27 protein-coding genes and 2 pseudogenes are annotated in these 24,762 nt (G+C 73.6%); 18 read left to right on the plus strand and 11 right to left on the minus strand.

Going from position 1 to position 24,762, the window contains the following annotated elements:
* Positions 1-105: 105 nt before the first annotated feature.
* Both AC0OLQ_RS07645 and AC0OLQ_RS07650 read right to left on the minus strand, forming a co-directional pair.
* Positions 106-1,116, minus strand: a complete 1,011-nt coding sequence (locus tag AC0OLQ_RS07645; RefSeq protein ID WP_484530775.1) for an ABC transporter permease subunit — start codon at positions 1,114-1,116, stop codon at positions 106-108.
* Entirely contained in the window at positions 1,113-2,117 is a 1,005-nt protein-coding gene (locus tag AC0OLQ_RS07650; RefSeq protein ID WP_484530776.1) for an ATP-binding cassette domain-containing protein, read from the minus strand. The genes AC0OLQ_RS07645 and AC0OLQ_RS07650 overlap by 4 nt, the downstream gene beginning before the upstream one ends.
* A gap of 75 nt (positions 2,118-2,192) precedes the next feature.
* Here AC0OLQ_RS07650 and AC0OLQ_RS07655 point away from each other — a divergent pair, with 75 nt between their 5' ends.
* Together AC0OLQ_RS07655 and AC0OLQ_RS07660 are read left to right on the plus strand one after the other, a co-directional pair.
* Positions 2,193-3,089, plus strand: coding sequence for an ABC transporter ATP-binding protein (locus AC0OLQ_RS07655; protein WP_484532296.1), 897 nt, complete (start codon positions 2,193-2,195; stop codon positions 3,087-3,089).
* A gap of 20 nt (positions 3,090-3,109) precedes the next feature.
* Positions 3,110-4,009, plus strand: a complete 900-nt coding sequence (locus AC0OLQ_RS07660; protein WP_484530777.1) for a ribokinase — start codon at positions 3,110-3,112, stop codon at positions 4,007-4,009.
* Here AC0OLQ_RS07660 and AC0OLQ_RS07665 read toward each other — a convergent pair.
* Positions 3,993-4,978, minus strand: a pseudogene (locus AC0OLQ_RS07665) (helix-turn-helix domain-containing protein). The gene AC0OLQ_RS07660 and the pseudogene AC0OLQ_RS07665 overlap by 17 nt on opposite strands.
* Positions 4,979-5,049: 71 nt before the next feature.
* Between AC0OLQ_RS07665 and AC0OLQ_RS07670 the strand changes: the two are divergent.
* On the plus strand, positions 5,050-5,502 hold the full coding sequence (locus AC0OLQ_RS07670; RefSeq protein WP_357344379.1) for a rhodanese-like domain-containing protein: 453 nt from the start codon (positions 5,050-5,052) through the stop codon (positions 5,500-5,502).
* Positions 5,503-5,507: 5 nt separating this feature from the next.
* On the opposite strand, the gene AC0OLQ_RS07675 is transcribed toward AC0OLQ_RS07670, so the two are convergent.
* The 3 genes from AC0OLQ_RS07675 to tnpA all read right to left on the minus strand — a co-directional run bounded on the left by AC0OLQ_RS07675 (position 5,508) and on the right by tnpA (position 7,425).
* Complete coding sequence (locus AC0OLQ_RS07675) at positions 5,508-6,236, minus strand: hypothetical protein (protein ID WP_484530778.1); 729 nt, start codon at positions 6,234-6,236, stop codon at positions 5,508-5,510.
* A 44-nt stretch (positions 6,237-6,280) separates the two neighbouring features.
* Positions 6,281-6,763, minus strand: coding sequence for a DUF6232 family protein (locus tag AC0OLQ_RS07680; RefSeq protein WP_484530779.1), 483 nt, complete (start codon positions 6,761-6,763; stop codon positions 6,281-6,283).
* A gap of 245 nt (positions 6,764-7,008) precedes the next feature.
* Complete coding sequence (gene tnpA / locus AC0OLQ_RS07685; protein ID WP_484530780.1) at positions 7,009-7,425, minus strand: IS200/IS605 family transposase; 417 nt, start codon at positions 7,423-7,425, stop codon at positions 7,009-7,011.
* A 23-nt stretch (positions 7,426-7,448) separates the two neighbouring features.
* On the opposite strand from tnpA, the gene AC0OLQ_RS07690 reads away from it, so the two are divergent.
* Positions 7,449-8,681 (plus strand): RNA-guided endonuclease InsQ/TnpB family protein, encoded by a 1,233-nt coding sequence (locus AC0OLQ_RS07690; protein ID WP_484530781.1) that lies wholly within the window; start codon positions 7,449-7,451, stop codon positions 8,679-8,681.
* A 59-nt stretch (positions 8,682-8,740) separates the two neighbouring features.
* On the plus strand, positions 8,741-9,058 hold the full coding sequence (locus AC0OLQ_RS07695) for a nuclear transport factor 2 family protein (protein ID WP_484530782.1): 318 nt from the start codon (positions 8,741-8,743) through the stop codon (positions 9,056-9,058).
* Here the strand turns inward: AC0OLQ_RS07695 and AC0OLQ_RS07700 are convergent.
* Entirely contained in the window at positions 9,004-9,528 is a 525-nt protein-coding gene (locus AC0OLQ_RS07700) for a DUF6232 family protein (RefSeq protein WP_484530783.1), read from the minus strand. The two genes, AC0OLQ_RS07695 and AC0OLQ_RS07700, sit on opposite strands and share 55 nt — an antisense overlap.
* Positions 9,529-9,676: 148 nt before the next feature.
* Between AC0OLQ_RS07700 and AC0OLQ_RS07705 the strand changes: the two genes are divergently transcribed.
* From AC0OLQ_RS07705 to AC0OLQ_RS07715, 3 genes and pseudogenes are all read left to right on the plus strand, one after another.
* Positions 9,677-10,450 carry an enoyl-CoA hydratase-related protein gene (locus AC0OLQ_RS07705; protein ID WP_484530784.1) on the plus strand — a complete coding sequence of 258 codons (774 nt, stop codon included), beginning with the start codon at positions 9,677-9,679 and terminating at the stop codon, positions 10,448-10,450.
* Between the two features lie 106 nt (positions 10,451-10,556).
* Positions 10,557-12,179: an acetolactate synthase gene (locus AC0OLQ_RS07710; RefSeq protein WP_484530785.1), complete on the plus strand. Its 1,623-nt coding sequence runs from the start codon at positions 10,557-10,559 to the stop codon at positions 12,177-12,179.
* A 53-nt stretch (positions 12,180-12,232) separates the two neighbouring features.
* Positions 12,233-12,499: pseudogene (locus tag AC0OLQ_RS07715) on the plus strand (ABC transporter permease); the annotation flags it as partial.
* A gap of 25 nt (positions 12,500-12,524) precedes the next feature.
* On the opposite strand, the gene AC0OLQ_RS07720 reads toward AC0OLQ_RS07715, so the two are convergent.
* The 3 genes from AC0OLQ_RS07720 to AC0OLQ_RS07730 are packed head-to-tail and all read right to left on the minus strand — an operon-like array spanning position 12,525 to position 13,643.
* The gene (locus AC0OLQ_RS07720) at positions 12,525-12,932 is read right to left on the minus strand and encodes a PLD nuclease N-terminal domain-containing protein (protein WP_357344361.1); all 408 of its coding nucleotides are present in this window, start codon (positions 12,930-12,932) and stop codon (positions 12,525-12,527) included.
* A 28-nt stretch (positions 12,933-12,960) separates the two neighbouring features.
* On the minus strand, positions 12,961-13,260 hold the full coding sequence (locus AC0OLQ_RS07725; RefSeq protein ID WP_484530786.1) for a DUF202 domain-containing protein: 300 nt from the start codon (positions 13,258-13,260) through the stop codon (positions 12,961-12,963).
* On the minus strand, positions 13,257-13,643 hold the full coding sequence (locus tag AC0OLQ_RS07730; RefSeq protein ID WP_357344356.1) for a DUF202 domain-containing protein: 387 nt from the start codon (positions 13,641-13,643) through the stop codon (positions 13,257-13,259). Before AC0OLQ_RS07730 ends, AC0OLQ_RS07725 begins: the two co-directional genes overlap by 4 nt.
* Before the next feature lie 41 nt (positions 13,644-13,684).
* On the opposite strand from AC0OLQ_RS07730, the gene AC0OLQ_RS07735 reads away from it, so the two are divergent.
* From AC0OLQ_RS07735 to AC0OLQ_RS07780, 10 genes are all read left to right on the plus strand, one after another.
* Positions 13,685-14,482, plus strand: coding sequence for a GNAT family N-acetyltransferase (locus tag AC0OLQ_RS07735; protein ID WP_484530787.1), 798 nt, complete (start codon positions 13,685-13,687; stop codon positions 14,480-14,482).
* 2 nt (positions 14,483-14,484) lie between these two features.
* Entirely contained in the window at positions 14,485-14,889 is a 405-nt protein-coding gene (locus AC0OLQ_RS07740; RefSeq protein ID WP_357344351.1) for a hypothetical protein, read from the plus strand.
* A gap of 389 nt (positions 14,890-15,278) precedes the next feature.
* Positions 15,279-16,058 (plus strand): electron transfer flavoprotein subunit beta/FixA family protein, encoded by a 780-nt coding sequence (locus AC0OLQ_RS07745; protein ID WP_357344349.1) that lies wholly within the window; start codon positions 15,279-15,281, stop codon positions 16,056-16,058.
* 11 nt (positions 16,059-16,069) lie between these two features.
* Positions 16,070-17,029 carry an electron transfer flavoprotein subunit alpha/FixB family protein gene (locus AC0OLQ_RS07750; RefSeq protein WP_357344347.1) on the plus strand — a complete coding sequence of 320 codons (960 nt, stop codon included), beginning with the start codon at positions 16,070-16,072 and terminating at the stop codon, positions 17,027-17,029.
* Positions 17,030-17,457: 428 nt separating this feature from the next.
* Positions 17,458-18,633, plus strand: coding sequence for a cysteine desulfurase family protein (locus tag AC0OLQ_RS07755; protein WP_484530788.1), 1,176 nt, complete (start codon positions 17,458-17,460; stop codon positions 18,631-18,633).
* Between the two features lie 37 nt (positions 18,634-18,670).
* Positions 18,671-19,744, plus strand: a complete 1,074-nt coding sequence (mnmA, locus tag AC0OLQ_RS07760) for a tRNA 2-thiouridine(34) synthase MnmA (RefSeq protein WP_484530789.1) — start codon at positions 18,671-18,673, stop codon at positions 19,742-19,744.
* Between the two features lie 52 nt (positions 19,745-19,796).
* Positions 19,797-20,804 carry a methionine synthase gene (locus AC0OLQ_RS07765; RefSeq protein WP_484530790.1) on the plus strand — a complete coding sequence of 336 codons (1,008 nt, stop codon included), beginning with the start codon at positions 19,797-19,799 and terminating at the stop codon, positions 20,802-20,804.
* Positions 20,805-21,012: 208 nt separating this feature from the next.
* Positions 21,013-22,470, plus strand: a complete 1,458-nt coding sequence (locus tag AC0OLQ_RS07770; protein WP_484530791.1) for an RNA-guided endonuclease TnpB family protein — start codon at positions 21,013-21,015, stop codon at positions 22,468-22,470.
* Positions 22,471-22,475: 5 nt separating this feature from the next.
* Positions 22,476-22,844: a VOC family protein gene (locus AC0OLQ_RS07775; RefSeq protein ID WP_484530792.1), complete on the plus strand. Its 369-nt coding sequence runs from the start codon at positions 22,476-22,478 to the stop codon at positions 22,842-22,844.
* Between the two features lie 30 nt (positions 22,845-22,874).
* Positions 22,875-23,888: an ADP-ribosylglycohydrolase family protein gene (locus AC0OLQ_RS07780; protein ID WP_484530793.1), complete on the plus strand. Its 1,014-nt coding sequence runs from the start codon at positions 22,875-22,877 to the stop codon at positions 23,886-23,888.
* A 20-nt stretch (positions 23,889-23,908) separates the two neighbouring features.
* On the opposite strand, the gene AC0OLQ_RS07785 is transcribed toward AC0OLQ_RS07780, so the two are convergent.
* Positions 23,909-24,547, minus strand: a complete 639-nt coding sequence (locus tag AC0OLQ_RS07785) for a type II toxin-antitoxin system PemK/MazF family toxin (RefSeq protein WP_484530794.1) — start codon at positions 24,545-24,547, stop codon at positions 23,909-23,911.
* Positions 24,548-24,762 lie beyond the last annotated feature (215 nt).

Genomic DNA, 24,762 nt, shown 5'->3' on the forward strand with positions numbered 1-24,762 from the left:
CCCGTCGTCGCCCACGCCGCCATGTGAAGGAATTCTTCACGAGGCGGCCAGCCTCTGCAAGGAGTTGACGGTGCGGCCCCGGGCCGGGGGCCGCACCCTCGCGGCTCAGACCAGGTCGCGGCGGCGGAACACCGCGAAGGCCGCCACGACCAGGGCAGCGGTCAGGGCGAGCAGGACCACCAGCCCCGGCGCCCAGCCCAGCGTGTAGGAGCCGTCGCAGAAGCCCGTGACGCCACCGTCGCAGGCGGTACCGTCCCAGAACTGGACCTCGCCGCCGAGCCAGGCCGCCAGGTAGCTGGAGAGCATGAACCGCTCCGGCCGGGCCACCGACAGGATCTGGAACACCAGCCGGGCGCCCAGCTCCCACACCACCAGGTAGGCGGCCACCGTGCCGAGCGCCGCCGAGGTGTGCCGGCCCAGCGTGGCCATGGCGAAGCCGAGCGCCCCGGCGAGCAGCACCAGCACCAGGCCCCGCACCCAGACGGCACCGAGCGACGACCAGAAGTCGCCACCGAGCCGGCCGGCGAGCCCGGACGCCTGGCCGATCAGCCAGAACACCCCGAGGTACGCCACCGACGCCACCGCGGAGAGCCCGAGCAGCCCGCCGAGCAGCGTGCCCAGCTTCGCGCCGAGCACCGCGAACCGGCGCGGTCGCCAGAGCAGCAGGTTGACCACGCCGCCCGAGTTCAGGTCGGCGCCGATGTAGGAGGCGCCGACCAGGAACCCGAACATCGCCAGGAACGCGATCAGGAAGTAGAGCAGCGGCTCGGCCTCGTTGGCGAACACGAACACCCCGCTGAGGTAGTTGGAGGGGGCGGGCAGCCGCTCCATCAGGGCCGGGTCGATCTGCGCGCAGTCCCGGGGCAGGTAGTCATTCTCGTCCGGCATCACGGTGCCCGCCTTGATCCGCAGGCAGCGGTCATGCGCCAGCTCCAGGTTGCGCACCTCCTCGGCGGCCTGCGCCTGGGCCCGGCTCAGCTCCACCGGGGTGGGCCGGTGCGAGCCGGCCAGCGTGGTCGCCACGGTCACCGCGAAGGCGACCGCCAGCAGCAGCACCATGAGCTGCACGAAGCGGCGGGCGGCCAGCCGCTCCAGCTCGGCACGGACCAGGTTCACGCGTCCACCTCCCGGCTCTCCCGGACGTCCAGGTCGATCACTCCGTCGAACGGCGGGGCCCCGTCCACCTGGCGGGGCAGCGCCGGGTGCGGATGGTCGCCGGTCAGCTCCAGGAAGACGCTCTCCAGATCCGGCCGCAGCGGGATCAGCTCGCGTACCCAGAGGCCCTGCTCGCCCAGCGTGCGGCTGATCAGCTCGGGGTCGACGACCCCGGTCACCACCAGGTGGTCGGGATGGGCGGCCACCGCCAGCCCGGCGCGGCCGAGCAGCTCCACGGCCCGCTCGGGCTCGGCCACCCGGACCTGCCACTGGTGCTGGTCGAAGCCGGCCAGCACCTCGTCCACCGGCCCGTACCCGACCCGCCGGCCCTGGCTGATGATCGTCACGTGGTCGCAGATGAGCTGGATCTCGGCCAGGATGTGGCTGGAGAGCAGCACGGTCACCCCGGCCGCGGCGAGCGACCGCATCAGGTCCCGCATCTCCCGGATGCCGGCCGGGTCCAGGCCGTTCGCCGGCTCGTCCAGGATCAGCAGCTCCGGGTCCTTCAGCAGCGCCGAGGCGACCGCCAGCCGCTGCTTCATGCCCAGCGAGTAACCCTTCACCCGCTCGTCGCCCCGCTCCCGCAGGCCGACCTGCTCCAGCACCTCGTCGACCCGGGTGGTGGGCACGCCGCCGGCCAGGGCCAGCAGCCGCAGCGTCCGGTGGGCGGTGAAGTTGCCGAAGAACTGCGGGCTCTCCACGATCGCGCCGACCCGCCCGGCCACGTCGGACAGCCGCTCCGGGGAAGTGGCCCCGAGCACGCTCATCCGGCCCGCGTCGGCCCGGACCAGCCCGAGCAGGGCGCGCAGCGTGGTGGTCTTCCCCGAGCCGTTGGGCCCCAGGAAGCCGTGCACCTGCCCGGCCTCGACCAGCAGGTCGAAGCCGTCGACGGCGACCCGGCGTCCCTGACGCAGGGTGTGGAACGTCTTGCGGAGACCGGCGATCTCGATGACCGCGCTCATCCGCATGCCTCCCGGCAGCGGTCCGGCATTCGGTGTCCTCCCGAGATGGTGACCAACGACACGGCGCCCCACCCTATGGCCGCGACGCCGCCCGTGGGGGGCACCGGGCCGGCTGCGTGGTTGGATGGCAGCGTGACTGGTGACCTGATCCCCGGCGCCGCCGGCGCCCCCGCCCCCTCACCCGTGGACGCGGATCTGGTGGTCAGCCTCGACGGGGTCGGCGTCAGGCGCTCCGGCAGCGCGTTGCTCCAGGACGTCGACTGGCGGGTCGAGCTGGACGAACGCTGGGTGGTGCTCGGCCCGAACGGCGCCGGCAAGACCACCCTGCTCAACCTGGCCGCCGGCCGGCTGCACCCGACCACCGGCGCGGCGCACGTGCTCGGCGAGCGCATCGGCCGCACCGACGTCAACGAGCTGCGCACCCGGATCGGCCTCTCCACCGCCACCCTGGCCGAGCGGATCCCCACCGACGAGCGGGTCACCGACGTCGTGGTGACCGCGGCCTGGTCGGTGGTGGGCCGCTGGCGGGAGAGCTACGACCGCACCGACGAAGCGCGCTCCCGGGCGCTGCTCGGCCAGCTCGGCGTCGCCCACCTCGCCGAGCGGACCTACGGCACGCTCTCCGAGGGCGAGCGCAAGCGGGTGCAGATCGCCCGGGCCCTGATGACCGACCCGGAGCTGCTGCTGCTCGACGAGCCGGCCGCCGGGCTCGACCTGGGTGGCCGCGAGGACCTGGTCGCCCGGCTCGCCGAGCTGGCGTACGACCCGGATGCCCCGGCCATGGTGCTGGTGACCCACCACGTCGAGGAGATCCCGCCGGGCTTCACCCACGCGCTGCTGCTGCGCGAGGGTGGCGTCGTGGCGCAGGGCCTGCTCGCCGAGACGCTCACCGCCGACAACCTGTCGAAGACGTTCGGCCTGCCGCTGGTCGTCGCGCGGGCCGGCGAGCGCTGGACCGCGCGCGCCGCCTGAGCCCGACGGGAGACGACGCCGTGCAGCAGACCCGGGTCGCCGTGGTGGGCAGCGCGAACATGGACCTGGTCGGCATCGCCGCCGCGCTGCCCCGGCCGGGGGAGACCGTGCTCGGCAGCGACTTCGTCATGCTGCCCGGCGGCAAGGGCGCCAACCAGGCCGTCGCCGCCGTGCGGGCCGGCGCCTCCTGCGTCTTCCTCGGCGCGATCGGCTCCGACGCCTTCGGGGTCACCCTCAAGGCCCGGATCACCGCGGCCGGCGTCGACACCGGCCACCTCCGGGTGGTGTACGGCTCCTCCGGCGTCGCCCTGGTCATGGTCGGCGGCGCCGGGGAGAACGCCATCCTGGTCACCCCCGGCGCCAACGACGCGTTCACCGGCCTCACCGAGGGCGAGCTGGCCGCCGTACGCGAGGCGGACGTGCTGGTCGCGCAGCTCGAGGTGCCGGTCGAGACGGTGACCGCGGCGGCGCTGGCGGCCCGGTCGGCCGGCACCCGGGTGGTGCTCAACGCGGCGCCGGCCCGGCCGGTGCCGGCGGAGCTGCTGGCCGCGACCGACCTGCTGGTGGTCAACGAGACCGAGGCGCACGCGCTCACCGGCCGGGGCCCCGACGAGCCGGCGGCGCTGCTGGAACTGGTGCCCCGGGCGGTGCTCACCCTCGGCGGCCACGGCGCCTGGTACGTCGCGCGCGACCGGCCGGCGGTGCACGTCCCGGCCGTGAAGGTCGACGTGGTCGACTCCACCGCCGCCGGCGACGCCTTCACGGCCGCCCTGGCGGTGGCCTGGGGCGAGGGGCGCGAGCTGGTCGAGGCGGTGCACTGGGCGGCGGCGGCCGGGGCGGCCTGCGTCCGCAAGCTGGGCGCCTCGGTGGCGCTGCCCCGCCGGGTGGAGATCGACGAGCTGTTCAGCCGGCCGGTCTGACCTCGGCGGCGCCGGCCCGGAACGCCCGCCGGTACGCCGACGGCGACGTCCGCATGGCCCGGCCGAAGTGGTGCCGGTAGGTGACCGGGCTGTCGAAGCCCACCGCCGCCGCGATCTCGGCCACCGGGGCGTCGGTCGTCTCCAGCAGCGCCAGGCTGGCCCGCACCCGCTGGTCGATCAGCCACCGGATCGGGCTGGTCCCGGTGGCCCGGGCGAAGTGCCGCAGGTAGCTGCGGGTCGACAGGTGCGCCTGCCGGGCCAGCGCCGCCACGCTCAGCGGCTCGGCCAGGTGGCGGACCGCCCAGGCCAGGCTCGCGGCGATCCGGTCGTCGTCCGGGTCGACGCTCACCGGCGCCTCGATGAACTGGGCCTGCCCGCCGTCGCGGTGCGGCGGGATCACCAGCCGGCGGGCCACCGCGTTGGCGACCGCCGCGCCGAAGTCGCGCCGGACCACGTGCACGCAGAGGTCCAGCCCGGCAGCGCTGCCCGCGCTGGTCAGGATGTCGCCGTCGTCGAGGTAGAGCACGTCGGGGTCGACCGTGACCGCCGGGTGGCGGCGGGCCAGCAGGTCGGCGTACCGCCAGTGGGTGGTGGCCCGCCGGCCGTCGAGCAGGCCGGCGCCGGCCAGGGCGAAGGCGCCGGAGCAGATCGACATGAGCCGCGCGCCCCGGCGGTGCGCCCGGCGCAGCGCGGCCACCAGCTCCGGCGACGGGTCGACGGTCACGTCCGGCACCCCGGGCAGGATCACCGTGCCGGCCGCGGCGAGGGTGTCCAGGCCGTACGGGGTGTGCAGGGCGGCCCGCCGACGACCGGCACCGGCCCGGGACGCTCCGCGCAGACGGTGAGCCGGTACCAGTCGACCTCCAGCTCGGGCCGGGGCAGCCCGAACACCTCGGTCACGATGCCGGTCTCGAAGACCGACATCCCCGGGTACGCGAGCACCGCCACGGACCGGTCGACGGAGGTCATGGCGGGATGTTAGCGAAGGACGGCGATCAGGCCACTCCCGCCGGTGTCCCGAGGGGCCGAAGGATCGGGGCATGACCTTCTCCGTGCCGCCGGCCGACCCGGCGACCGCCGCCGCCCACTTCCACGCCCGACTCAGCTTCGAGACCGACGTCAGCGACGTGCACGCCGCGCTGGAGGCCGCCACACCCGGGCTGGTGGTGGTCGACTCCCGGGGCGACGCCGCCTGGCGGCAGGGCCACCTGCCGGGCGCCCTGCACCTGCCCACCGCCGAGATCGCCACCCGGGGCGCCGAGCTGGTGCCGGCCGGGTCGACGGTCGTGACGTACTGCTGGGGGCCGGGCTGCAACGGCGCGACCCGGGCGGCGCTGGAGTTCGCCCGGCTCGGCCGGCCGGTGAAGGAGATGATCGGCGGCTTCGAGTACTGGGCGCGGGAGGGGCTGCCGGTGGTCACCCCGACCGGCACGGTACGCCGCCGGGTGGACGAGCTGACCGCGCCCCGGTCGGCGATCTCCTGCGACTGCTGACCGGGTCAGTCGACCGGCTCGTCGGCGAGGCGTTCGCCCCGCCGGCGCAGCATGCCGAGCCCGGGGATGCCGGCCACCGCCAGCTTGAGGTCGCGGGTGACGGCCAGCAGGTCGTGCAGGTCCGGGCCGACCCGGTCCAGGGTGGCCAGGATCGGCAGCACGTCCGAGGTCAGGTGCTCCTTCAGCTTCGGCAGCTCGTCGACCAGCCGGATCGCCGCGGTCACCTCCTCCGGGCTGAGCTGCTCGATGAACCGGCTCGCCATGGGCGCGCCCCGGCGCAGCGCCGGCTCGTACGCGCCCAGCAGTTCGGCCGCGGTGCCGGCCGCCTCCTCGGCGACGACCACCGTGCCGGCGGCCCGGGCGGCCACCGCGTCGGCCTCGGCGACCAGGATCGCCGCCGCCCGGGCCACCCGGTCGGCCTCGCCCACCACGGTGGCGGCGGCCGTGGCGACGTCGGTGGCGGTCCCGATCGCCTCGGTGGCCGCGGCGCTGATCACGGCCACCTCCCGGACCGCGGCGTCCGCGTCGTCGAGCACCCGGTCGGTGCGGTCCAGGGTGCCCTCGATCCGGTCGACCACCCCGTTGATCCGCCGCAGCAGCGCCTCCACCTCGTCGAGCACCGCGAAGGCGCGGGCGGGCACGGCGGCGAACGCGGCGGCCGAGCCGAACGCCTGGTCCAGGGCGGAACGGGTGAGCCCGACGACGGCGCCGGGGCGGGGGAGGGGAATCGCCATGCCACCCAGTGTGCGTTCCGCCGGCCAGGACCGCCCGTCGGCGATCAGCGGTGGTCGCCCTGCTGCTCGACGGCGCGCTGCACGGCCCGGTAGATCTGGCCGAACCGCAGCGCGTCGGGCGTGCGCAGCAGCAGCACCTCCCGCCCGTGGTGCTGCACCCAGAGCTCGTGCACCCGGTTGCCCCGCTCGTAGGAGCGGTCCAGCCAGCCCAGCGGCACCTCCAGGAACGGGGTCAGGGCCAGCCCGACCACCACGAAGGCGGCCAGGATGACCAGCGCCAGCTTCCAGTCGCCCCGGTCCTGCGCGGCCCAGGCCAGCGAGAGCACGCAGACCAGCGCCACGAGCGGCGGCAGCGACAGCAGCAGGACCAGCACGCCGCGCCCCAGGACCCGGCCCCGCACCGCCAGGGTGGTCGCGCCGCGGGCGTGCCAGACGTACGTGACGTCGGCGAGCGCGACGACGTGCCCGCCGGCGTGGATGACCTCGGAGGTGACCTGTACCGCGCCGTCCCGGTAATAGATGGTCATCACTCAGCCTAACCGCCCAGAGTCCAGAGGGGACGGTGTGCGGCGGCGCGCCCCGGAGGGGCAGGGCAGTGGGGACGGGGGTCGCCCGGGGTAGCGTCCCGGCATGGCGGACCGGACCGAGGCGGCCAGCACTGAGCAGGAGCGCAACGTCGAGGTGGTCCGGCGCTACCTAGATGCGGGTCAGTGCTCCGCCCTTCATGGGGTGGGCTCGGACAGAACCGTCCCTCCCACGCAAGCCATGGGTTCTAGCCTGGCCGGTTCTGCTGTTCGACGTACTGGTGCAGGATGGTCAGGGGTGCGCCGCTGACGGACCCGGCGAAGTACGAGGCCGACCAGAGCCTGTTGGCCTGGTGGTAGTGGCGGCCCAGGTCGGGGAACTCCTGCCCCATCCGCCGCGAGGGCACGCCCTTGAGGCTGTTGACCAGCTTCGAGAGGGCGACCTTGGGCGGGAAGTTGACCAGCAGATGCATGTACTCGCCTTCGCCGTTGAACTCGATCAGTTCGCACTCGAAGTCGGCGCACACCGCCCGCATGATCTCCTCCAGGCGGGTCAGGTGCCGGTCGCCGAGCACCTTGTGCCGAAACTTGGTCACGAAGACCAAGTAAGCGTGCAGGACGAAAACGCAGTGCCTGCCGCTCCGAATGTCCCCAATCTGTGTCATAGGCCGATGCCAGACTGTCCAACGTGCAGCTTCGGTATAACTACCGCGTCTACCCGACGCCCGCACAGCAGGAGGCGTTGGCTAGGGCGTTCGGGTGTGCGCGGGTTGTGTTCAACGATGGGCTGCGTATCCGCCAGTCGGCGCGCGAGGACGGGCTGCCGTACGTGTCTGACGGCGAGCTGTCCAAGCGGGTGATCACCGAGGCGAAGAAGACGGTCGAGCGTCAATGGCTGGGCGAGGTCTCGGCGGTGGTGCTCCAGCAGGCTATTGCGGACCTGAACACCGCCTACCGGAACTTCTTCTCCTCGATCAGCGGCAAGCGCAAGGGCCGCAAGGTCGCCCCGCCCCGGTTTCGTTCGCGTAAGGACAACCGGCAGGCCATCCGGTTCACCGCCAATGCCCGGTTCAAGGTGCTGGACAGCGGTCGGCTGCGGCTGCCGAAGATCGGCGACCTGGTGGTGCGGTGGTCACGGGCACTGCCGGCGGATCCCACCTCGGTCACGATCATCAAGGACGCGGCCGGGCGGTACTTCGCCTCGTTCGTGGTGGCCGCCCCCGACGAGCCGCTGCCGCGGGCCGGCAGCGAGGTGGGCATCGACCTGGGGCTGACCCACTTCGCGGTGCTGTCGGACGGCACGAAGATAGCGGCGCCGAAATTCCTGCGCCGCGCCGCCCGCAAGCTGCGCCGACTGCAGCAGAACCTGTCCCGCAAGCAGCGGGGCAGCGCGAACCGCACGAAGGCCGTCGTCAAGGTCGCGAAGGCACACGCCCGGGTGGCCGACACCCGGCGGGACTGGCAGCACAAGCTCTCCACGACGATCATCCGCGACAACCAAGCGGTGTTCGTCGAGGACCTGTGCGTGGTTGGTCTCGGCCGCACTCGGCTGGCGAAGTCGGTGCACGACGCCGGCTGGGCGTCGTTCACTGCGATGCTGCAGTACAAGGCCGCCCGGTACGGGCGAACCTTTGCCAAGATCGACCGGTTCGCGCCGACGTCGCAGACCTGCTCGGCCTGCGGCCGGCTCGACGGACCCAAGCCGCTGTCCGTCCGGTCGTGGACCTGCCCGTGCGGGTCAGTCCACGACCGGGACGTCAACGCGGCGATCAACGTGCTCGCGGCGGGACGCGCCGAGAGCCTAAACGCCTGTGGAGCGCAGGTAAGACCGGCATCCGTGCCGGCACCGCGCCGTGAAACAGGAATCCGCCCAGACGCCGCGTGTCCGACGCGCAGCGTGCAGGGAATCTTCGCCCTCTAGGGCGGAGAGAACGTCAACTGCGGACCTTCGTCACCAAGGACCTGGCCGAGCTGGCCGAGGTGGTCGCCGAGGACGTGGAGATCTACGGCTCGGGCACGGCGGTACGCGGCCGGCGGTATCCCGAGGCGGCCGTCTCCTCGCCCGGGTTGACCGTGCTCGACCAGGAGATCCTGGAGATCTTCGCGGCCGGGGACCGGGTGGTGGTCTCGATGGCGCAGACGTATCGGCGGGACGCCACGGGCGCCACCACGGTGCAAAGCGCCTGCAAGATGTACCGGCTGGCCGGCGGACGGATCGTCCAGTTCTGGGGCGAGCAGGACACCTACGGCCTGCTGCGCGGCCTCGGGCTGCTGCCCGACCGCCCGATCGCCTTCTGACCGGCCCGCTGACCGGGGGCCCCGCTCTCCATGGCCCGCTGCACCGCCCGGTAGATCTGGCCGAAGCGCAGCGCGTCGCCGGTGTGCAGCAGCCGCACCGGCCGGCCCCGCCAGCGCGCCCACATCTCCAGCTCCCGGCTGCCCCGGGCATACGACCGGTCGAGGTGCTCGAAGAGCACGTCGGCGAGCGGCCCGACGCCGAGGCCGACCAGCACGGACGCCCCCACGATGGCGATCGTCACCACGGCGGAGCGGTGCAGCCAGACCGCCAGCCCGATGCCGAGCACGGCGGCCACCAGCGGGCCGGCGAGGGCCGCCCCGATCGCGCCCCGGCCGGCGAGCACCCGCCAGGAGCGGTTGCCCCGCCGGTGCCACACCACGCCCAGCTCGGCCAGGGGATAGCTGCGCCCGTCCACCCGGATGGCGGTGGAGGTGACCTGGACCGAACGGTCGTCGTAGTAGGTGATCATGGCCTCACTCCCGGGGAAGGGGCTGCGACAACTCCATCTCGGCGCGTCTGACGCCGCGCAGCGACCTGGAGCCGTCGACACCACTGTTTACCCCAACGACCCTGGTCGTAAGGTTGGCACGCGACTTCGACGAGGAAGTGAGGGCAGCGTGGGCGAGTTCGTCAGGCTGGAAGTGAAGGACGGCATCGGCACCATCCGGCTGGAGCGGCCGCCGATGAACGCGCTCAACACCCAGGTGCAGGAGGAGTTGCGCGCCGCCGCCGCGGCGGCCACCGCCGACACCGAGGTCCGCGCGGTCATCGTGTATGGCGGGGAGAAGGTCTTCGCCGCCGGCGCGGACATCAAGGAGATGGCCGACATGTCCTACGTGGACATGGCCGACCGGGCCGCCGACCTGTCCAGCGCCCTGGGCGCGATCGCCCGGATCCCCAAGCCGGTGGTCGCGGCGATCACCGGGTACGCCCTCGGTGGCGGTTGCGAGCTGGCCCTGGCCTGCGACTGGCGGATCGTGGCCGAGGACGCCAAGCTCGGCCAGCCGGAGATCAAGCTCGGCATCATCCCGGGCGCCGGCGGCACCCAGCGGCTGGCCCGCCTGGTCGGCCCGGCCCGCGCCAAGGACCTGATCATGACGGGCCGGATGGTCGACGCCGCGGAGGCGCTGCGGATCGGCCTGGCCGACCAGGTGGTGCCGGCCGCCGAGGTCTACGAGGCGGCCGTCGCCTACGTGAAGCCGTACCTGACCGGCCCGGTGCAGGCGCTGCGGGCGGCCAAGCTGGCCGTCGACGGCGGCCTGGACATGGACCTCAACTCCGGCCTGGCCTGGGAGAGCCAGCTCTTCGCGGCGCTGTTCGCCACCGACGACCGGCGCGAGGGCATGGCCGCGTTCGTGGAGAAGCGTAAGCCGGGCTTCACCGGCCGCTGAGCCGCCGATCCGGGTCGGCGGCCCTCCGCCGCCGACCCGAGAACGGTTCACATCCCGCCTACCGGCCAGTAGCGTGTGACTCCGGTCATGACGAAGGGAAGTGGCGATGACGGAACGGGTCGAGGGGCACGGCGGCGAGCTGGCCCTCGCGGCGCTGCGCGCGCACGGCGTACGGGAGATGTTCACCCTCTCCGGCGGGCACGTCTTCCCGCTCTACGACGCCGCGCACCGGACCGGCTTCCCGATCTACGACGTCCGGCACGAGCAGTCCGCCGTCTTCGCCGCCGAGGCGGTGGCCAAGCTCCAGCGTCGCCCCGGCCTGGCCGTGCTCACCGCCGGCCCCGGCGTCACCAACGGCGTCTCCGGCCTGACCAGCGCGTTCTTCAACGCCTCGCCGGTGCTGGTGCTCGGCGGGCGGGCCCCGCAGTTCCGCTGGGGCTCCGGCAGCCTCCAGGAGATGGACCACCTGCCGCTGGTCGCCCCGGTCACCAAGCACGCCGAGACGGTGTTCAGCGCCGACGACATCCCGCGCGCGGTCACGGCGGCGCTCACCGCCGCGCTCACCCCGCACCGCGGCCCGGCCTTCCTCGACTTCCCCCTGGAGGCGGTCTTCTCGGTCGGCGAGGCCGACCTGCCCGCGGTCACCCCGCCGGCCCCGATCGAGGCGGACCCGGACGAGGTCGCCAAGGCCGCAGCCCTGATCGCCGGCGCGTCCCGACCGGTGATCATCGCCGGCTCCGACGTGTACGCGGGCGACGCCGTCGAGGCGCTGCGGGCCGCCGCCGAGTCGCTCCAGGTGCCGGTCTTCACCAACGGCATGGGCCGGGGCGCGCTGCCCCCGGAGCACCCGCTCGCCTTCGCCAAGGCCCGCCGGGTGGCGCTCAGGAACGCCGACGTGGTCGTGGTGGTCGGCACCCCGCTCGACTTCCGGCTCGGCTTCGGCGACTTCGGCGACGCGCAGGTGGTGCACGTGGTGGACGCGCCCGGCCAGCGGGCGGGGCACGTCCAGCCGGCCGCCGCCCCCGCCGGTGACCTGCGGCTGATCCTCACCGGGTTCGCCGAGCACCCCGGCGACCGGGCCGACCACGCCGACTGGGTCGCCCAGCTGCGCACGGCCGAGGACGCCGCGAAGGCGCGCGACGCGGAGGAGATGGCGGCCGAGATCGATCCGATCCGCCCGGCCCGGGTCTACGGCGAGCTGCGCAAGGTGCTCGCCCGGGATGCGATCACCATCGGCGACGGCGGCGACTTCGTGTCGTACGCGGGGAAGTACCTGGAGCCGGCCCAGCCCGGCACCTGGCTCGACCCCGGCCCGTACGGCTGCCTGGGCACCGGGATGGGCTACGCCATGGGCGCCCGGGTCAGCCACCCCGACCGGCAGATCTGCGTGCTGATGGGCGACGGCGCGGCCGGCTTCTCGCTGATGGACGTGGAATCCCTGGTCCGCCAGCGGCTCCCGGTGGTGATGGTGGTCGGCAACAACGGCATCTGGGGCCTGGAGAAGCACCCGATGCGGGCCATGTACGGCTACGACGTGGCCGCCGACCTCCAGCCCGGGCTGCGCTACGACAAGGTGGTCGAGGCGCTCGGCGGCGCGGGCGAGACGGTGGAGAAGGCCGCCGACCTCGGCCCGGCCCTGGCCCGCGCGTTCGACGCCGGCGTTCCGTACCTGGTCAACGTGCTGACCGACCCGGCCGACGCGTACCCCCGGTCGTCGAACCTGGCCTGACCCACACGCCGCGACCGCCGTCGCCGGGGTGACCGGCGACGGCGGTCGCTCAGCGAGCCGGACAGCTGCAGATCTTCGGCTTCATGGTGATCTTCCCGCTCACCTTCACCAGCAAGGCGTTCGTGCCGACCGACAAGATGCCGTCCTGGCTCCAGCACTGGGTGGAGATCAACCCGGCCACCATCCTGGCCGACGCGCTGCGCGGACTGCTGGTCTCCGGCCCGGTTGCCGGCCCGGTGGCCCGGTCGCTGATCTGGGCCGCCGTGCTGCTCGCCGTCTTCGCCCCGCTGGCGGTGCGGGCGCTCAGGCGTCGAGTGTGACGGCCACCGCCTCGGGCGGCTGCGTTCAGACCTCCGGCCGGTCCCGCCCGTCCTCGCGGCGGCGCAGGTCCTCCTCGCGCCGGCGCAGGTCGTCCTCCCAACGCCGGAGCAGCTCCTGGTCGTCCCGGCGGGCGCGCTCGCGAAGCGAGGAGAGGAACTCGGGGTCGTCATCGGGCGCGACCTGCCGGGGGCGGTGCTGCTCGGAGAAGCCGTTCCCCATCGGCCAGGCGGTCCGGGGGCGCCGGGCGCCGGCCTCCCGACCGGCGACGAACCAGGCGATCGAGCCGACCAGCGGGAAGAACAGGATGATCAGCACCCAGGCGACCCGGGGCAGCGCCCGGATCTCGCCCTCCTCGGCGGAGAGGCAGCTGATCAGCGCGCAGACGGCGAGCACGATCTGGGCCAGGAAGAGCAGCCCGTAGAGGCGAACCATGCCGGACATCATGGCGCACCGGGGACGGTCAGCGCAGCCCGCTCAGCACGTGCAGGACGCCCAGCAGCGCCAGCCCGGCCGTGGCCAGCGCGGTGAGCGGGATCGACCAGCGCCCCGCGCCCCGCAGCCCGACACCGGTGGCCCGGCGCCAGTCGACCGCCAGCACGCCCAGCCAGACGGCCACCGCCAGCCCGGCCAGCAGCGCGTCGAAGACGCGCCCGGTGAACGCCAGCCGGAGTTCCAGCACCAGGACGGCGGTGACCGCGAGCAGCGTCCGCCGCCAGGCCAGCCGGGTACGTTCCGGTTGCAGCCCCGGATCCCGGCTCACCCGAGACCCCGGACCAGCACGGCGACCACCAGCAGCAGCGCGCCGACCGCGACCACCAGGGCCAGCACGGCCGGGAAGCGGGACGCGGGCAGTTCCTCGCCCAGCCGGATGGCCCGCTCGGTGCGGGACCAGTGGTCCACCGCCCGGACCGCCACCGCGGCGCCCAGCAGCAGCAGGGCGACGGCGATCACCTCGCGCAGGTGGGCCAGCGGAAACCGCGGGAGGAACTGCGCGGCGGCCAGCCCGCCGGCGATCAGCGCCAGCCCGGTGCGCAGCCAGGCCAGGAAGGTCCGCTCGTTGGCCAGCGAGAAGCGGTAGTCCGGCGTGCTGCCGACCGACCGCAGCTCGCGCGGGTCGAACCAGCGCCTGATCGCCTCCCACACGTTGTCGATTATCCGCTTTGCCCGGTGCCTAGCCTGAAGGGATGACCGATCTTGACGCGCGGAACCTGCGCGACGCGTATGACACCCAGATCCGCCCGGAGATCCCGGACCCGCTGCCGGCCGGGGTGACCGTCGACCGGGACGGCCCGCTGGTCCGGATCCTCGGCCTGGACAAGCGCGGCTTCATCACGTACCGGACGCTGGGCGGGCTGGCCGGCGCCGACCTGGACGCGCTGATCGCCCGGCAGGTCGAGTTCTTCCGCGACCGGGGCGAGTCGGTCGAGTGGAAGCTGAACGGGCACGACGAGCCGGCCGACCTGGGCGACCGGCTGCGCGCCGCCGGCTTCGTGCCGGAGGACCTGGAGACCGTCGTGGTCGGCCCGGTCGCGGCCCTGGCCGCCGCCGTCCCGATGCCGCCCGAGGGGGTACGCCTGCGCGAGGTCACCTCCCGGGAGGACCTGGAACGGATCGCCGCCATGGAGGAGGCGGTCTGGAACGACGACCGGAGCCACCTGGTGACCGGGCTGGCCAGGGAGATCGAGGCCGACCCGCAGTCGATCACGATCGTGGTGGCCGAGGCGGGCGACACCGTGGTCAGCGCCGGTTGGGTGCGCTACCTGGGCGGCACCGGTTTCGCCACGCTCTGGGGCGGCTCGACGCTGCCGGAGTGGCGGGGCAGGGGCATCTACCGGGCGCTGGTGGCCTACCGGGCGCGGTTGGCCGAGCAGCGCGGCAAGACCCTGCTGCAGGTGGACTGCTCGCCGGACAGCCGGCCGATCCTGGAGCGGCTCGGGCTCGTTGCGGTCACCACGACCACCCCGTACGTCTACACTCCGTGATCATGGAGCGGTTGACGGCGGACGAGCAGCTCACCCTCAAGACCGGCGCCTTCGGGGCCGTCTTCCTGGTCTCCAACGCGGTGCCCGGGATGCTGGCCATGGTGCGGGAGAGCATCGCCGCGTCCGGGGCGCTGGGCGATGCCAGCGGGGTGGTCAAGGAGGCGCTCACCACCGGCCCGCTGCCGCAGCTGCCGCGGGACTCGGCGCTGGAGATCGAGGCGACCGTGCTGCCGGCGCTGGGCCGGGCGGTGGAGATCCTCCGGACCAAGTCACCGGGGGACGTCGACGCGTACCGGTCGGTGGTGCTGGCCGCCGCCGACCGGGTGGCGCAGGCCCACCGGGGTGTCGCGCCCGCCGAGGCTGCGGTGATCGACAAGATCAGGCATGCGCTGGCGGAGCCGGCCTGACCGTCCCGGCCGACCAGAGTGCCCGCACGCTGGCCCGGACGCAGCGGTCACGGACCCGGCCGCAGGCACACCGGTAGGTGTCCGGGAGCATCCGGCGGCAGGCCCGGCGGCTGGTACGGGGGCCGGCCGCCGCGTCCGGGGCCTGCGCCGAAACGCCCTTTTCCGACATGTCCGTCAACCCCATGTTTCGGGAGCTTACCCGGCGCGACGGAGTCCGGTGACCTGTGTCACTCTGAGGCACCGGAGAGCGGAAGCTACTTGCGGGTAACATTGCTTCGTGGGCAACTGCACAGCCCCGCGCGGTTGACCGAACGTTAAGCCACGCGCGAGGCTGCGCCCGTGACCGGGCGAGTGATCGCTACACCAAACAGGAGGGTCGTCGAAGCGCGATGAACATCGTCGTACTCGTCAAGCAGGTGCCCGATTCGGGCGCGGACCGCAACCTGCGTCCTGACGACAACACCGTCGACCGCGGTTCGGCGAACAACGTCATCAACGAGATGGACGAGTACGCCATCGAGGAGGCCTTGAAGATCAAGGAGGCCCACGGCGGCGAGGTCACCATCCTGACCATGGGTCCGGACCGGGCGACCGAGTCGATCCGCAAGGCGCTCTCCATGGGGCCGGACAAGGCCGTGCACGTGGTCGACGACGCCCTGCACGGGTCCTGCGCCGTGGCCACCTCGAAGGTGCTCGCCGCCGCCCTCGGCCAGCTGGGTGCCGACCTGGTCATCTGCGGCGCCGAGTCGACCGACGGCCGGGTCCAGGTCATGCCGCACATGATCGCCGAGCGGCTGGGCGTGGCCGCCCTGACCGGCGCGCGCAAGCTCACCGTCGACGGCGCCACCCTGACCGTCGAGCGGCAGACCGAGGAGGGCTACGAGGTGGTCACCGCCTCGACCCCGGCCGTCGTCTCCGTCTGGGACACCATCAACGAGCCGCGCTACCCGTCCTTCAAGGGCATCATGGCCGCCAAGAAGAAGCCGGTGCAGACGCTCTCCCTGGGTGACCTCGGCGTCGCCCCCGCCGAGGTGGGCTTCGACGGCGCCACCAGCGCCGTGCTCGAGCACACCAAGCGCCCGCCGCGCTCCGGCGGCACCAAGGTCACCGACGAGGGCGAGGGCGGCGTGAAGCTGGTCGAGTTCCTCGCCACCGAGAAGTTCGTGTGAGAGGTCTGGACATGTCTGAGGTTCTCGTCGTCGTCGAAGCCACCAAGGAATTCGGCGTCAAGAAGGTCACCCTGGAGATGCTCACCCTCGCCCGCGAGCTGGGCACCCCGAGCGCGGTCGTGCTCGGTGGCGCCGGCGCCGCCGAGGCGCTGAGCGCCAAGCTGGGCGAGTACGGCGCGGCGAAGGTCTACGCCGCCGAGGGTGACGAGATCGACGGCTACCTGGTGGCCCCGAAGGCCACCGTGCTGGCCGAGCTGGTCCGGCGGGTGCAGCCGGCCGCCGTGCTGCTCGCCTCCTCCCAGGAGGGCAAGGAGATCGCCGCGCGCCTGGCGGTCAAGCTGGACAACGGCATCCTGACCGACGTGGTGTCCCTCGCCGCCGACGGCACCGCCACCCAGGTCGCCTTCGCCGGCTCCACCATCGTCAAGTCCAAGGTCACCAAGGGCCTGCCGCTGGTCACCGTCCGGCCCAACTCGCTCAACCCGACCCCGGCCGCGGCCACCCCGGCCGTCGAGCAGCTCACCGTGTCGGTCTCCGACGCGGACAAGCTGGCCAAGGTCGTCGAGCGGGTCGCCGAGCAGAAGGGCTCCCGCCCCGAGCTCACCGAGGCGTCGGTGGTCGTCTCCGGTGGTCGGGGCGTCGGCAACGCCGACAACTTCAAGCTGGTCGAGGAGCTGGCCGACCTGCTCGGCGGCGCGGTCGGCGCGTCCCGCGCAGCCGTCGACTCCGGCTTCTACCCGCACCAGTTCCAGGTGGGCCAGACCGGCAAGACGGTCTCCCCGCAGCTCTACGTCGCGCTGGGCATCTCCGGCGCGATCCAGCACCGGGCCGGCATGCAGACCTCGAAGACGATCGTCGCGGTGAACAAGGACGGCGAGGCGCCGATCTTCGAGCTGGCCGACTTCGGTGTGGTCGGCGACCTGTTCAAGGTCGTCCCGCAGGCCGCCGAGGAGATCCGCAAGCGCAAGTGACCCCGTCACGACACGAGCCGCCGTCCGGTGATCCGGGCGGCGGCTCGCGTTCGTTGCGGCCCTTCCGTGCGGCGGAAGGGAGCTGATCGGCGGGCCGGGGAGCTGAGCCGGCCCGCCGATCAGCCCGTCAGGGGCGCCCCTCGGCGAGCTGTCGCGGAGTGGGCGGGCTTGGTGCTCCGCTCAGCGTACCCAAGAAGAACATCCATGGCGTCCGGGGATCGGCCAGACCCTGGGTACCCCGGAACGCCCGGGGAATTCGCCACGGGCGCGGGCAACCGCCGGTGCGTCCGAAGTGGCTCCCACCCGTCGCGCCACCGGGACGACATCCTGGTCACCGGCGTGCCGGCCGGACCGCCCGCCCCGTCCCCGTACGAACGGGGCGGTCCGGCATCCGGCGGGACACCGGTCGGCCGTTAGGCTGAACGGTGATGGCATACCTGGATCACGCGGCGACGACCCCGATGCTCGACGAGGCACTCGAGGCGTACGTCGCCACGGCCCGCGAGGTGGGCAACGCGTCCTCGCTGCACGCGGCGGGCCGGCGCGCCCGGCGGCGGGTGGAGGAGTCCCGTGAGCGGGTGGCCGCGGTGCTGGGCGCCCGCCCGTCCGAGGTGATCTTCACCGGCGGTGGCACAGAGAGCGACAACCTGGCCGTGAAGGGCATCTTCTGGGCCCGCCGCGCCGCCCGCGCCGAGCGGCTCCGGGTGGTCTCCAGCGCCGTCGAGCACCACGCCGTGCTGGACGCGGTGGACTGGCTGGCCGGGCACGAGGGCGCCGAGGTCGGCTGGCTGCCGGTCGACGCCGCCGGCCGGCTCGAGCCGGAGCGGCTCCGCGCCGAACTGGCCGCGCACGGCGACCGGGTCGCCCTGGTCACCGCGATGTGGGCCAACAACGAGGTGGGCACCGTGCAGCCGGTGGCCGAGCTGGCCGCGGTCGCCGCCGAGCACGGGGTGCCCTTCCACACCGACGCGATCCAGGCGGTCGGGCAGGTGCCGGTCGACTTCGCCGCCAGCGGCGTCGCCGCGCTCACCGTCACCGGCCACAAGCTCGGAGGCCCGACCGGGGTCGGCGCGCTGCTGCTGGCCCGCGACATCGCCGCCACCCCGCTGCTGCACGGCGGCGGCCAGGAGCGCGACGTCCGCTCCGGCACCCTCGACACCGCCGGCATCGTCGCCTTCGCGGTCGCCGTCGAGGCCGCCGTGAAGGGCCAGCAGGAGTACGCGGCCCGGGTCGCCGCGCTCCGCGACGACCTGGTCGAGCGGGTCCGGCAGGCGGTCCCCGAGGTGATCTTCAACGGCGACCCGACCGGCCGGCTCCCCGGCAACGCGCACTTCTCCTTCCCCGGGTGTGAGGGGGACGCCCTGCTGCTGCTCCTCGACGCCCACGGCATCGCCTGCTCGACCGGCTCGGCCTGCTCCGCGGGCGTCGCCCAGCCCTCGCACGTGCTCCTGGCCATGGGCGCCGACGACGACCGGGCCCGCTCGTCGCTGCGCTTCACCCTCGGCCACACCAGCACCAAAGCGGAGGTCGACGCCCTGATCGCCGCCCTGCCCGGCGCCGTGGAGCGAGCCCGCCGCGCGGCCGCCCTCCGCACTCCCCGCTGACCCGGATACCCTCGGTGATGACGAGGGGAGTGAGCCGGTGAGGGTTCTGGCGGCGATGTCGGGCGGAGTGGACTCCGCCGTGGCGGCGGCGCGGGCGGTGGAGGCCGGGCACGACGTGACCGGCGTGCACCTGGCGCTCGCGCGCAACCCACAGACCTACCGCACCGGCGCCCGGGGCTGCTGCACCCTGGAGGACTCCCGGGACGCCCGCCGCGCCGCCGACGTGCTCGGCATCCCGTTCTACGTCTGGGACATGGCCGACCGGTTCCACGCCGACGTGGTGGACGACTTCGTGGCGGAGTACGCGGCGGGCCGTACCCCGAACCCGTGCCTGCGCTGCAACGAGAAGATCAAGTTCGCCGCGGTGCTGGACCGGGCCGTGGCCCTGGGCTTCGACGCGGTGGTCACCGGCCACCACGCCCGGCTCGGCCCGGACGGCCTGCTGCGCCGCAGCGTCGACGCGGCCAAGGACCAGTCGTACGTCCTCGCGGTGCTCACCCGGGCGCAGCTCGACCGGTCGATCTTCCCGCTCGGCGACTCGACCAAGGCCGAGGTGCGCGCGGAGGCCGCCCGGCGCGGCCTCGCGGTGGCCGACAAGCCCGACTCGCACGACATCTGCTTCATCGCCGACGGCGACACCCGGGGCTTCCTGTCCCAGCGGCTCGGCGAGGCCCCCGGCGCGGTGGTGGACGCGCTCAGCGGCGCGGTGGTCGGCAGCCACACCGGCGCCTACCAGTACACCGTCGGGCAGCGGCGGGGCCTGCACCTGGACCGCCCCGCCGCGGACGGCCGCCCGCGCTACGTGCTCTCCATCACCCCCAAGACCAACACGGTCACCGTCGGCCCGGCCGAGGCGCTGGAGGTCTCCCAGGTCCGGGCCACCCGCCCGGTCTGGACCGGCGGCGCCCGCCCCGGCGGGCCGATCGAGTGCGAGGTGCAGCTCCGGGCGCACGGCGACGTGGTGCCGGCGACCGTGTCGCTGGACGCCGAGGAACTGCACGCCGACCTGCGCCGCCCGGTCCGCGGCGTGGCCGCCGGCCAGGCGATCGTCGCGTACCGCCCGGACCCGGCCGGCGACGTCGTCCTCGGCTCCGCCACCATCACCGGCTGAGCCCACCCGGATCCCTCCGTGCGGCGCGCGGGGTGGTGGATAGGCTGCGGCAGTGACTGAGACGACCTGGCCGTGGGGAGTGGGCGCGGCGACGGGGATCGGGTCGTTGCCCGGCACCGACGTGGCCGAGGCGCAGCGCATCGTGCTCGGTGAGCTGCCCGCCCTGCCGCACCTGCCCGAACTGCCCGCCCGGGGCCCCGGCGCGGACCTGATCGGCCGCACCGGCGGCCTCCTCGTGGAGCTGCCGGTCGAGCTGTACGCGGCCCGCTGGCGGATCGCCCCGCGGCCCGGCAAGGACCTGCGCCGCGCCCGCGACCTGATGGAACGCGACCTCGACCAGCTCGCCGAGCAGGCCGAGGAGTACGCCGGCCCCGTCAAGGTCCAGGCCGCCGGCCCGTTCACCCTGGCCGCCTCGCTGGAGCTGCCGATCGGCGGGCGGCTGCTGCGCGACCCCGGCGCGGTCCGGGACCTCGCCGGCTCGCTCGCCGAGGGGCTGCGCCGGCACGTCGCGGCGGTGGCCCGGCGGCTGCCGCACGCCACGGTGCTGCTCCAGCTCGACGAGCCGTCGCTGCCCACCGTGCTGGCCGGCCGGGTACCCACCGAGAGCGGCTTCGGCACCCACCGCCCGGTCGAGTCCGAGGTGGCCCGTGCCCTGCTGCGAGGCGTGATCGAGGCGGCCGGCGTACCCACCGTGGTGCACTGCTGCGCGCCGGACGTGCCGCTGGAGCTGATCCGCACCGCCGGGGCCGCCGGCGTCGCCCTCGACCTGGAACTGATCACCGACCTGGACCCGCTCGGCGAGGTCCTCGACGCCGGGCTCGGGCTGCTGGCCGGCGCCGCGCCCGCGCTGCCGCCGCCGGGCGGTCGCGCGCCGACCTCGGCCCAGGTCGCCGACCGGGTACGCCGGGTCTGGCACCAGCTCGGCTTCCCCCGCCGCCAGCTCGCCGAGCAGGTGGTGGTCACCCCCGCCTGCGGCCTGGCCGGGGCCACCCCGGCGTACGTGCGCACGGTCCTCGCCGCGTGCCGGGACGCCGGCCGGCGGCTCGCCGAGGAGGACTAAGCGGTTGTCGAATCCCTCTTTATTGTGAGCGGCGTCGCTATGCTTTCGGATGGATGTCCGGCCCTTTCTGCCGCAGCCTTCCTCGGCGGGTAGAAACGGGCTGCGGCCACAAATCATCGTTCCGCAAGCAGGAGCCACGCCAGCCGTGCCGAGTGTGACGCCACGCGAAGGAGCTCCAGGTGGTGCATCTGAGCGTCAAGGTCGACCGGTGAAGGTAACCCGGATCGCGTACTCGACCCGCCTCAATCGCAGCAAGTACGCCGCCTTGCATGAGCAGGCTCGCCGGCTGGGTCAGGTTCGCAGCGAGGTGTGGCAGCGTTACGGGTCAATCTCTGGGGTCGGATCCGGGTTGAAGGATCGGTCGGTGCGGGATCGGTGGTTGGCTGACGACACACATGCGCGGTTCGGTGTGTTGGCCAACGCGTGGAAGGAAACCCTCCGCGACGCCATGACCGACATCGCGGCGAACCTGGCAGCGGCTAAGGTCGAGGTTCGTCGAGCGGCCATCCGGCGTGGTAGCGACCCGGCCGAGCGGATGCACATGCTGAACTCCCTCAAGGCCGACCGGTGGGCTGGCGACCCTTTCCTGGCCCGGCAGATGCGGAAGCACTGGAGGCGTGGCAGGAATCGCACGCATGATCAGATCGTGGTACGCGCTGATCAACACAACACCGTCGTTGACCGGCGCGGCCAGTTGTGGCTGGCGGTTCCCGGTCTGGAACGTCGCCGCATGGTCAGAATTCCGTTGTCCACGACGGTTGCCCCGACCGGCACGCTGCGGCTGATCCTGCGTGGTGGTCGCGTCGAGGTGCACTACCAGATAGACGCGTCGCAGATGCGGTCGTCACAGCGGCCGTGCGGTGACCGGACCATCGGCGTCGACAAGGGCTACACCGAAGCCCTAACGGACTCCGAAGGCGCGCGCCACGGCCGCCGACTCGGCGAGCTGCTGTCCGGCGAGTCGGACCGGTTGAAGGAGCGTAACCGGCGGCGGGCGAAGCTGCGTTCGATAGCGAACACCGCCGCCCTGCGTGGCAACCATGCAAAAGCGCATCGAATCAGGTCCCACAACCTCGGGACCGTCAAGCGAGACCGGCAGGCAATCCGTCACCGCGCGCAGGTACGTACGGAGATCTTTAAGGCCGTGCATCGGGTCGTCGACAAGGCCGGCGTCGTCGTTGCCGAAGACCTGACCAAGCGCTTCGCCGGGCGTAAGACGCTCGGCAAGAACATGAATCGACGCCTCGCCGGGTGGACCAAAGGAGTCACCGCGGAGGCGCTAGCAAACGTGTCGGAGCGCAGAGGTTCTGCGCTCGTTCACGTCAATGCCGCCTACACCTCACAAGCCTGTCACCGCTGCGGCCGCCTCGGCCGACGCAGCGGGGACCGGCTTCACTGCACCTCGTGCGGGGTGGTGTGGCAGGCCGACGTGAACGCCGCGATCAACATCCTGCAGCGAGCCGGCGACCCCGACATCGCCCTGCACACCCCACATGACAAGGTGAGGCAGACCCTGCAGGAGAGGACCGATCGCCACCGGACCAGACTGCCGGTCCAGGACTCCAGCCCGGCCACCGTCGAGCGGAGAGCGAACCATCCGAACGGCATGATGAGCAATCAGTTCGGAAGCAGTGAGGTTTCCTGTCGTACCCCGGGGGCAGGATGACCGGCATGATTGGACAGCTGCGTTCCGTGGTGATCGACTGCCCAGATCCGCGCGCGCTGGCCGGCTTCTACGCGGAGCTGCTCGGCCTCCCGCTCATCGAGGACAACTCCGAAGGTGACGACTGGGTGGTGCTCGGCGGCCGGCCGGGCCACCAGCCGCGCCTCGCCTTCCAGAAGGCGCTCAACCTGCGTGCCCCCGAGTGGCCCGACCCGGAGCGGCCGCAGCAGTTCCACATCGACGTGACGGTCGACGACATCGAGGCCGCGGAGAAGGCGGCGCTGGCCCTCGGCGCCCGCCGGCTGCCCGGCGAGGGGGATGGCTGGCGGGTCTACGCCGATCCGGCCGGGCACCCGTTCTGCCTCTGCTGGGACTGACCGCGCGGGCCGGGCTTGCGCGGGCGGGGCATGATCGTCACCGTGATCGACTCCGTCCCGCGCCGCGCCTCCGGCTCGTTCTTCGGTCTCGCCTACGGCGACGCCCTGGGCAAGCCCACCGAGTTCCTTACCGTCGACGAGATCGTCCGCCGCTACGGTCCGGCCGGCCCGCGGCAGCTGACCGGCGACCCCGCGCTGGTCACCGACGACACCCAGATGGCGCTCGCGGTGGCCTGGGCCCTGCGCGACGCGCCGGCCTACACGGCGGAGGCGGTGGAGCCGTTGCTGCGGCGGCGGTTCCTCGACTGGGCGGTCAGCCCGGACAACAACCGCGCGCCCGGGGTGACCTGCCTGCGGGCCTGCGCCGAGCTGGACCGGGGCATCCGCTGGCAGGACGCCACGGTCGCCGGCTCGAAGGGCTGCGGGGCCAACATGCGGGTCACCCCGGTCGGGCTGCTCGACGTCGACCTCGACACCCTGGCCGGGCTGGCCCAGCTCCAGGCCGGCCTGACCCACGGCCACCCGACCGGCCTGGCGGCCAGCGAACTGACCGCGTACGCGGTCCGGCTGCTGCGCGACGGCGCCGCGCTGCCCGAGCTGCCCGGGCTGCTCACCGACCGGGCCCGGGCGCAGCGCACGGTCTACCGGGCCGACTGGCTGGGCGACCTGTGGCAGCGCTCGGGCGAGCGGAGGCCGGCGGAGTTCATCGCCCGGGGCTGGGACGAGTGCCTGCGGGTGCTCGGGCGGCTCGACGCGGCGCTGGCCCGCCCCGACGACGGCGGCGACCCGTGCCGGCACACCGGCGAGGGCTGGATCGCCGAGGAGGCGCTGGCCACCGCGCTGCTCTGCGCGCTGCGGCACGCCGACGACCCGGTCGGCGCGCTGGCCCGGGGCGCCACCACGGCCGGCGACTCGGACTCCATCGCCGCCCTGGCCGGCGCCTTCGTCGGCGCCGCCCACGGCATGTCGGCGTGGCCCGCCGACTGGTCCACCCGGATCGAATACGCCGACCACCTGCGCGCCCTCAGCACCGCCCTCGACTGACCCGACCGGTCGGGCGCTGGTCAGACCGTGAGGTGGGGGAGGCGGCGGATGCCACGCCAGAGGTCGGGGGCGCAGGTGCCGGCCCTGTCCTCGAAGGCGGTGAGGGGCACCGGGATGGGTTCGCTGATGTCCAGGAAGCTGTCGTGGTCGGCGTCCGGGTCCCAGCTCCGGGTCGGGATCGGCAGGTGGTCGTCCCGGTCCGACTTGTCCTGGCTGGTGATCTTCAGGACGTCGGCGTCCCGGCCGTCGACCCGCAGCACCAGGCACGGGCGCACCTTCGAGCCCGTCCCGTCGGCGTAGGGCACGTCGGCCCACCAGATCTCCCCGGGGCGCGGCGCGGTCGCCGGACCCCGCCCGGCGTCCCGCGGCCGCGGCGCCGCGCCGGTACGCCCGCGCGCCGGCTCGCCGTCGGGGCGGCCGCCGTCCGGTCTGCCGGCGGGACGCGTGCCGCCGCGTCCGGGGCGTGCGCCGCCGTCGCTGCGCACCTCCGTTCCCGAGCGGGGACCACGCCCGGAGCGGTCCCCCGCGCCCGACCGGCGTCCCGCGCGCCGACCCGCCTCCGCGGACCGGTTCGCGGCCCGGCGCCGCCACTCGCCCCACAGCCAGCCGGCCGCCACACAGACCACGATCACCGCCGCCCAGAGCAGCCCGTCGCGCATCCGTACCCCCGCCTCTCACCCGTGCCGCCCCACCACCGCCCGGCGATCGTCGCACGCCGACCACCCCACCGCCCGGCACCAACCACCCCGACCCGGGCCCCGGACCCCTCCCGTCGATCATGAAGTTGGCGGGGTGGAATGTCGGCTTCGGCGCCGCCAACGTCATGATCGACGGCGAACGAGTCGGTGGGGTGGGGGCGGTTGTCGGCCCCGCC

Source organism: Micromonospora sp. Utrum1 (assembly GCF_057197805.1).

Bases quoted from the DNA above. Each gene is read 5' to 3' on its own strand.
- AC0OLQ_RS07650 (WP_484530776.1), bottom strand. From the start codon at position 2,117: ATGAGCGCGGTCATCGAGATCGCCGGTCTCCGCAAGACGTTCCACACC.
- AC0OLQ_RS07655 (WP_484532296.1), top strand. From the start codon at position 2,193: ATGGCCGCGACGCCGCCCGTGGGGGGCACCGGGCCGGCTGCGTGGTTG.
- AC0OLQ_RS07670 (WP_357344379.1), top strand. From the start codon at position 5,050: ATGACCTTCTCCGTGCCGCCGGCCGACCCGGCGACCGCCGCCGCCCAC.
- AC0OLQ_RS07675 (WP_484530778.1), bottom strand. From the start codon at position 6,236: ATGGCGATTCCCCTCCCCCGCCCCGGCGCCGTCGTCGGGCTCACCCGT.
- AC0OLQ_RS07680 (WP_484530779.1), bottom strand. From the start codon at position 6,763: ATGACCATCTATTACCGGGACGGCGCGGTACAGGTCACCTCCGAGGTC.
- tnpA (WP_484530780.1), bottom strand. From the start codon at position 7,425: ATGACACAGATTGGGGACATTCGGAGCGGCAGGCACTGCGTTTTCGTC.
- AC0OLQ_RS07700 (WP_484530783.1), bottom strand. From the start codon at position 9,528: ATGATCACCTACTACGACGACCGTTCGGTCCAGGTCACCTCCACCGCC.
- AC0OLQ_RS07710 (WP_484530785.1), top strand. From the start codon at position 10,557: ATGACGGAACGGGTCGAGGGGCACGGCGGCGAGCTGGCCCTCGCGGCG.
- AC0OLQ_RS07720 (WP_357344361.1), bottom strand. From the start codon at position 12,932: ATGGTTCGCCTCTACGGGCTGCTCTTCCTGGCCCAGATCGTGCTCGCC.
- AC0OLQ_RS07735 (WP_484530787.1), top strand. From the start codon at position 13,685: ATGACCGATCTTGACGCGCGGAACCTGCGCGACGCGTATGACACCCAG.
- AC0OLQ_RS07740 (WP_357344351.1), top strand. From the start codon at position 14,485: ATGGAGCGGTTGACGGCGGACGAGCAGCTCACCCTCAAGACCGGCGCC.
- AC0OLQ_RS07745 (WP_357344349.1), top strand. From the start codon at position 15,279: ATGAACATCGTCGTACTCGTCAAGCAGGTGCCCGATTCGGGCGCGGAC.
- AC0OLQ_RS07750 (WP_357344347.1), top strand. From the start codon at position 16,070: ATGTCTGAGGTTCTCGTCGTCGTCGAAGCCACCAAGGAATTCGGCGTC.
- AC0OLQ_RS07755 (WP_484530788.1), top strand. From the start codon at position 17,458: ATGGCATACCTGGATCACGCGGCGACGACCCCGATGCTCGACGAGGCA.
- AC0OLQ_RS07775 (WP_484530792.1), top strand. From the start codon at position 22,476: ATGATTGGACAGCTGCGTTCCGTGGTGATCGACTGCCCAGATCCGCGC.
- AC0OLQ_RS07780 (WP_484530793.1), top strand. From the start codon at position 22,875: ATGATCGTCACCGTGATCGACTCCGTCCCGCGCCGCGCCTCCGGCTCG.
- AC0OLQ_RS07785 (WP_484530794.1), bottom strand. From the start codon at position 24,547: ATGCGCGACGGGCTGCTCTGGGCGGCGGTGATCGTGGTCTGTGTGGCG.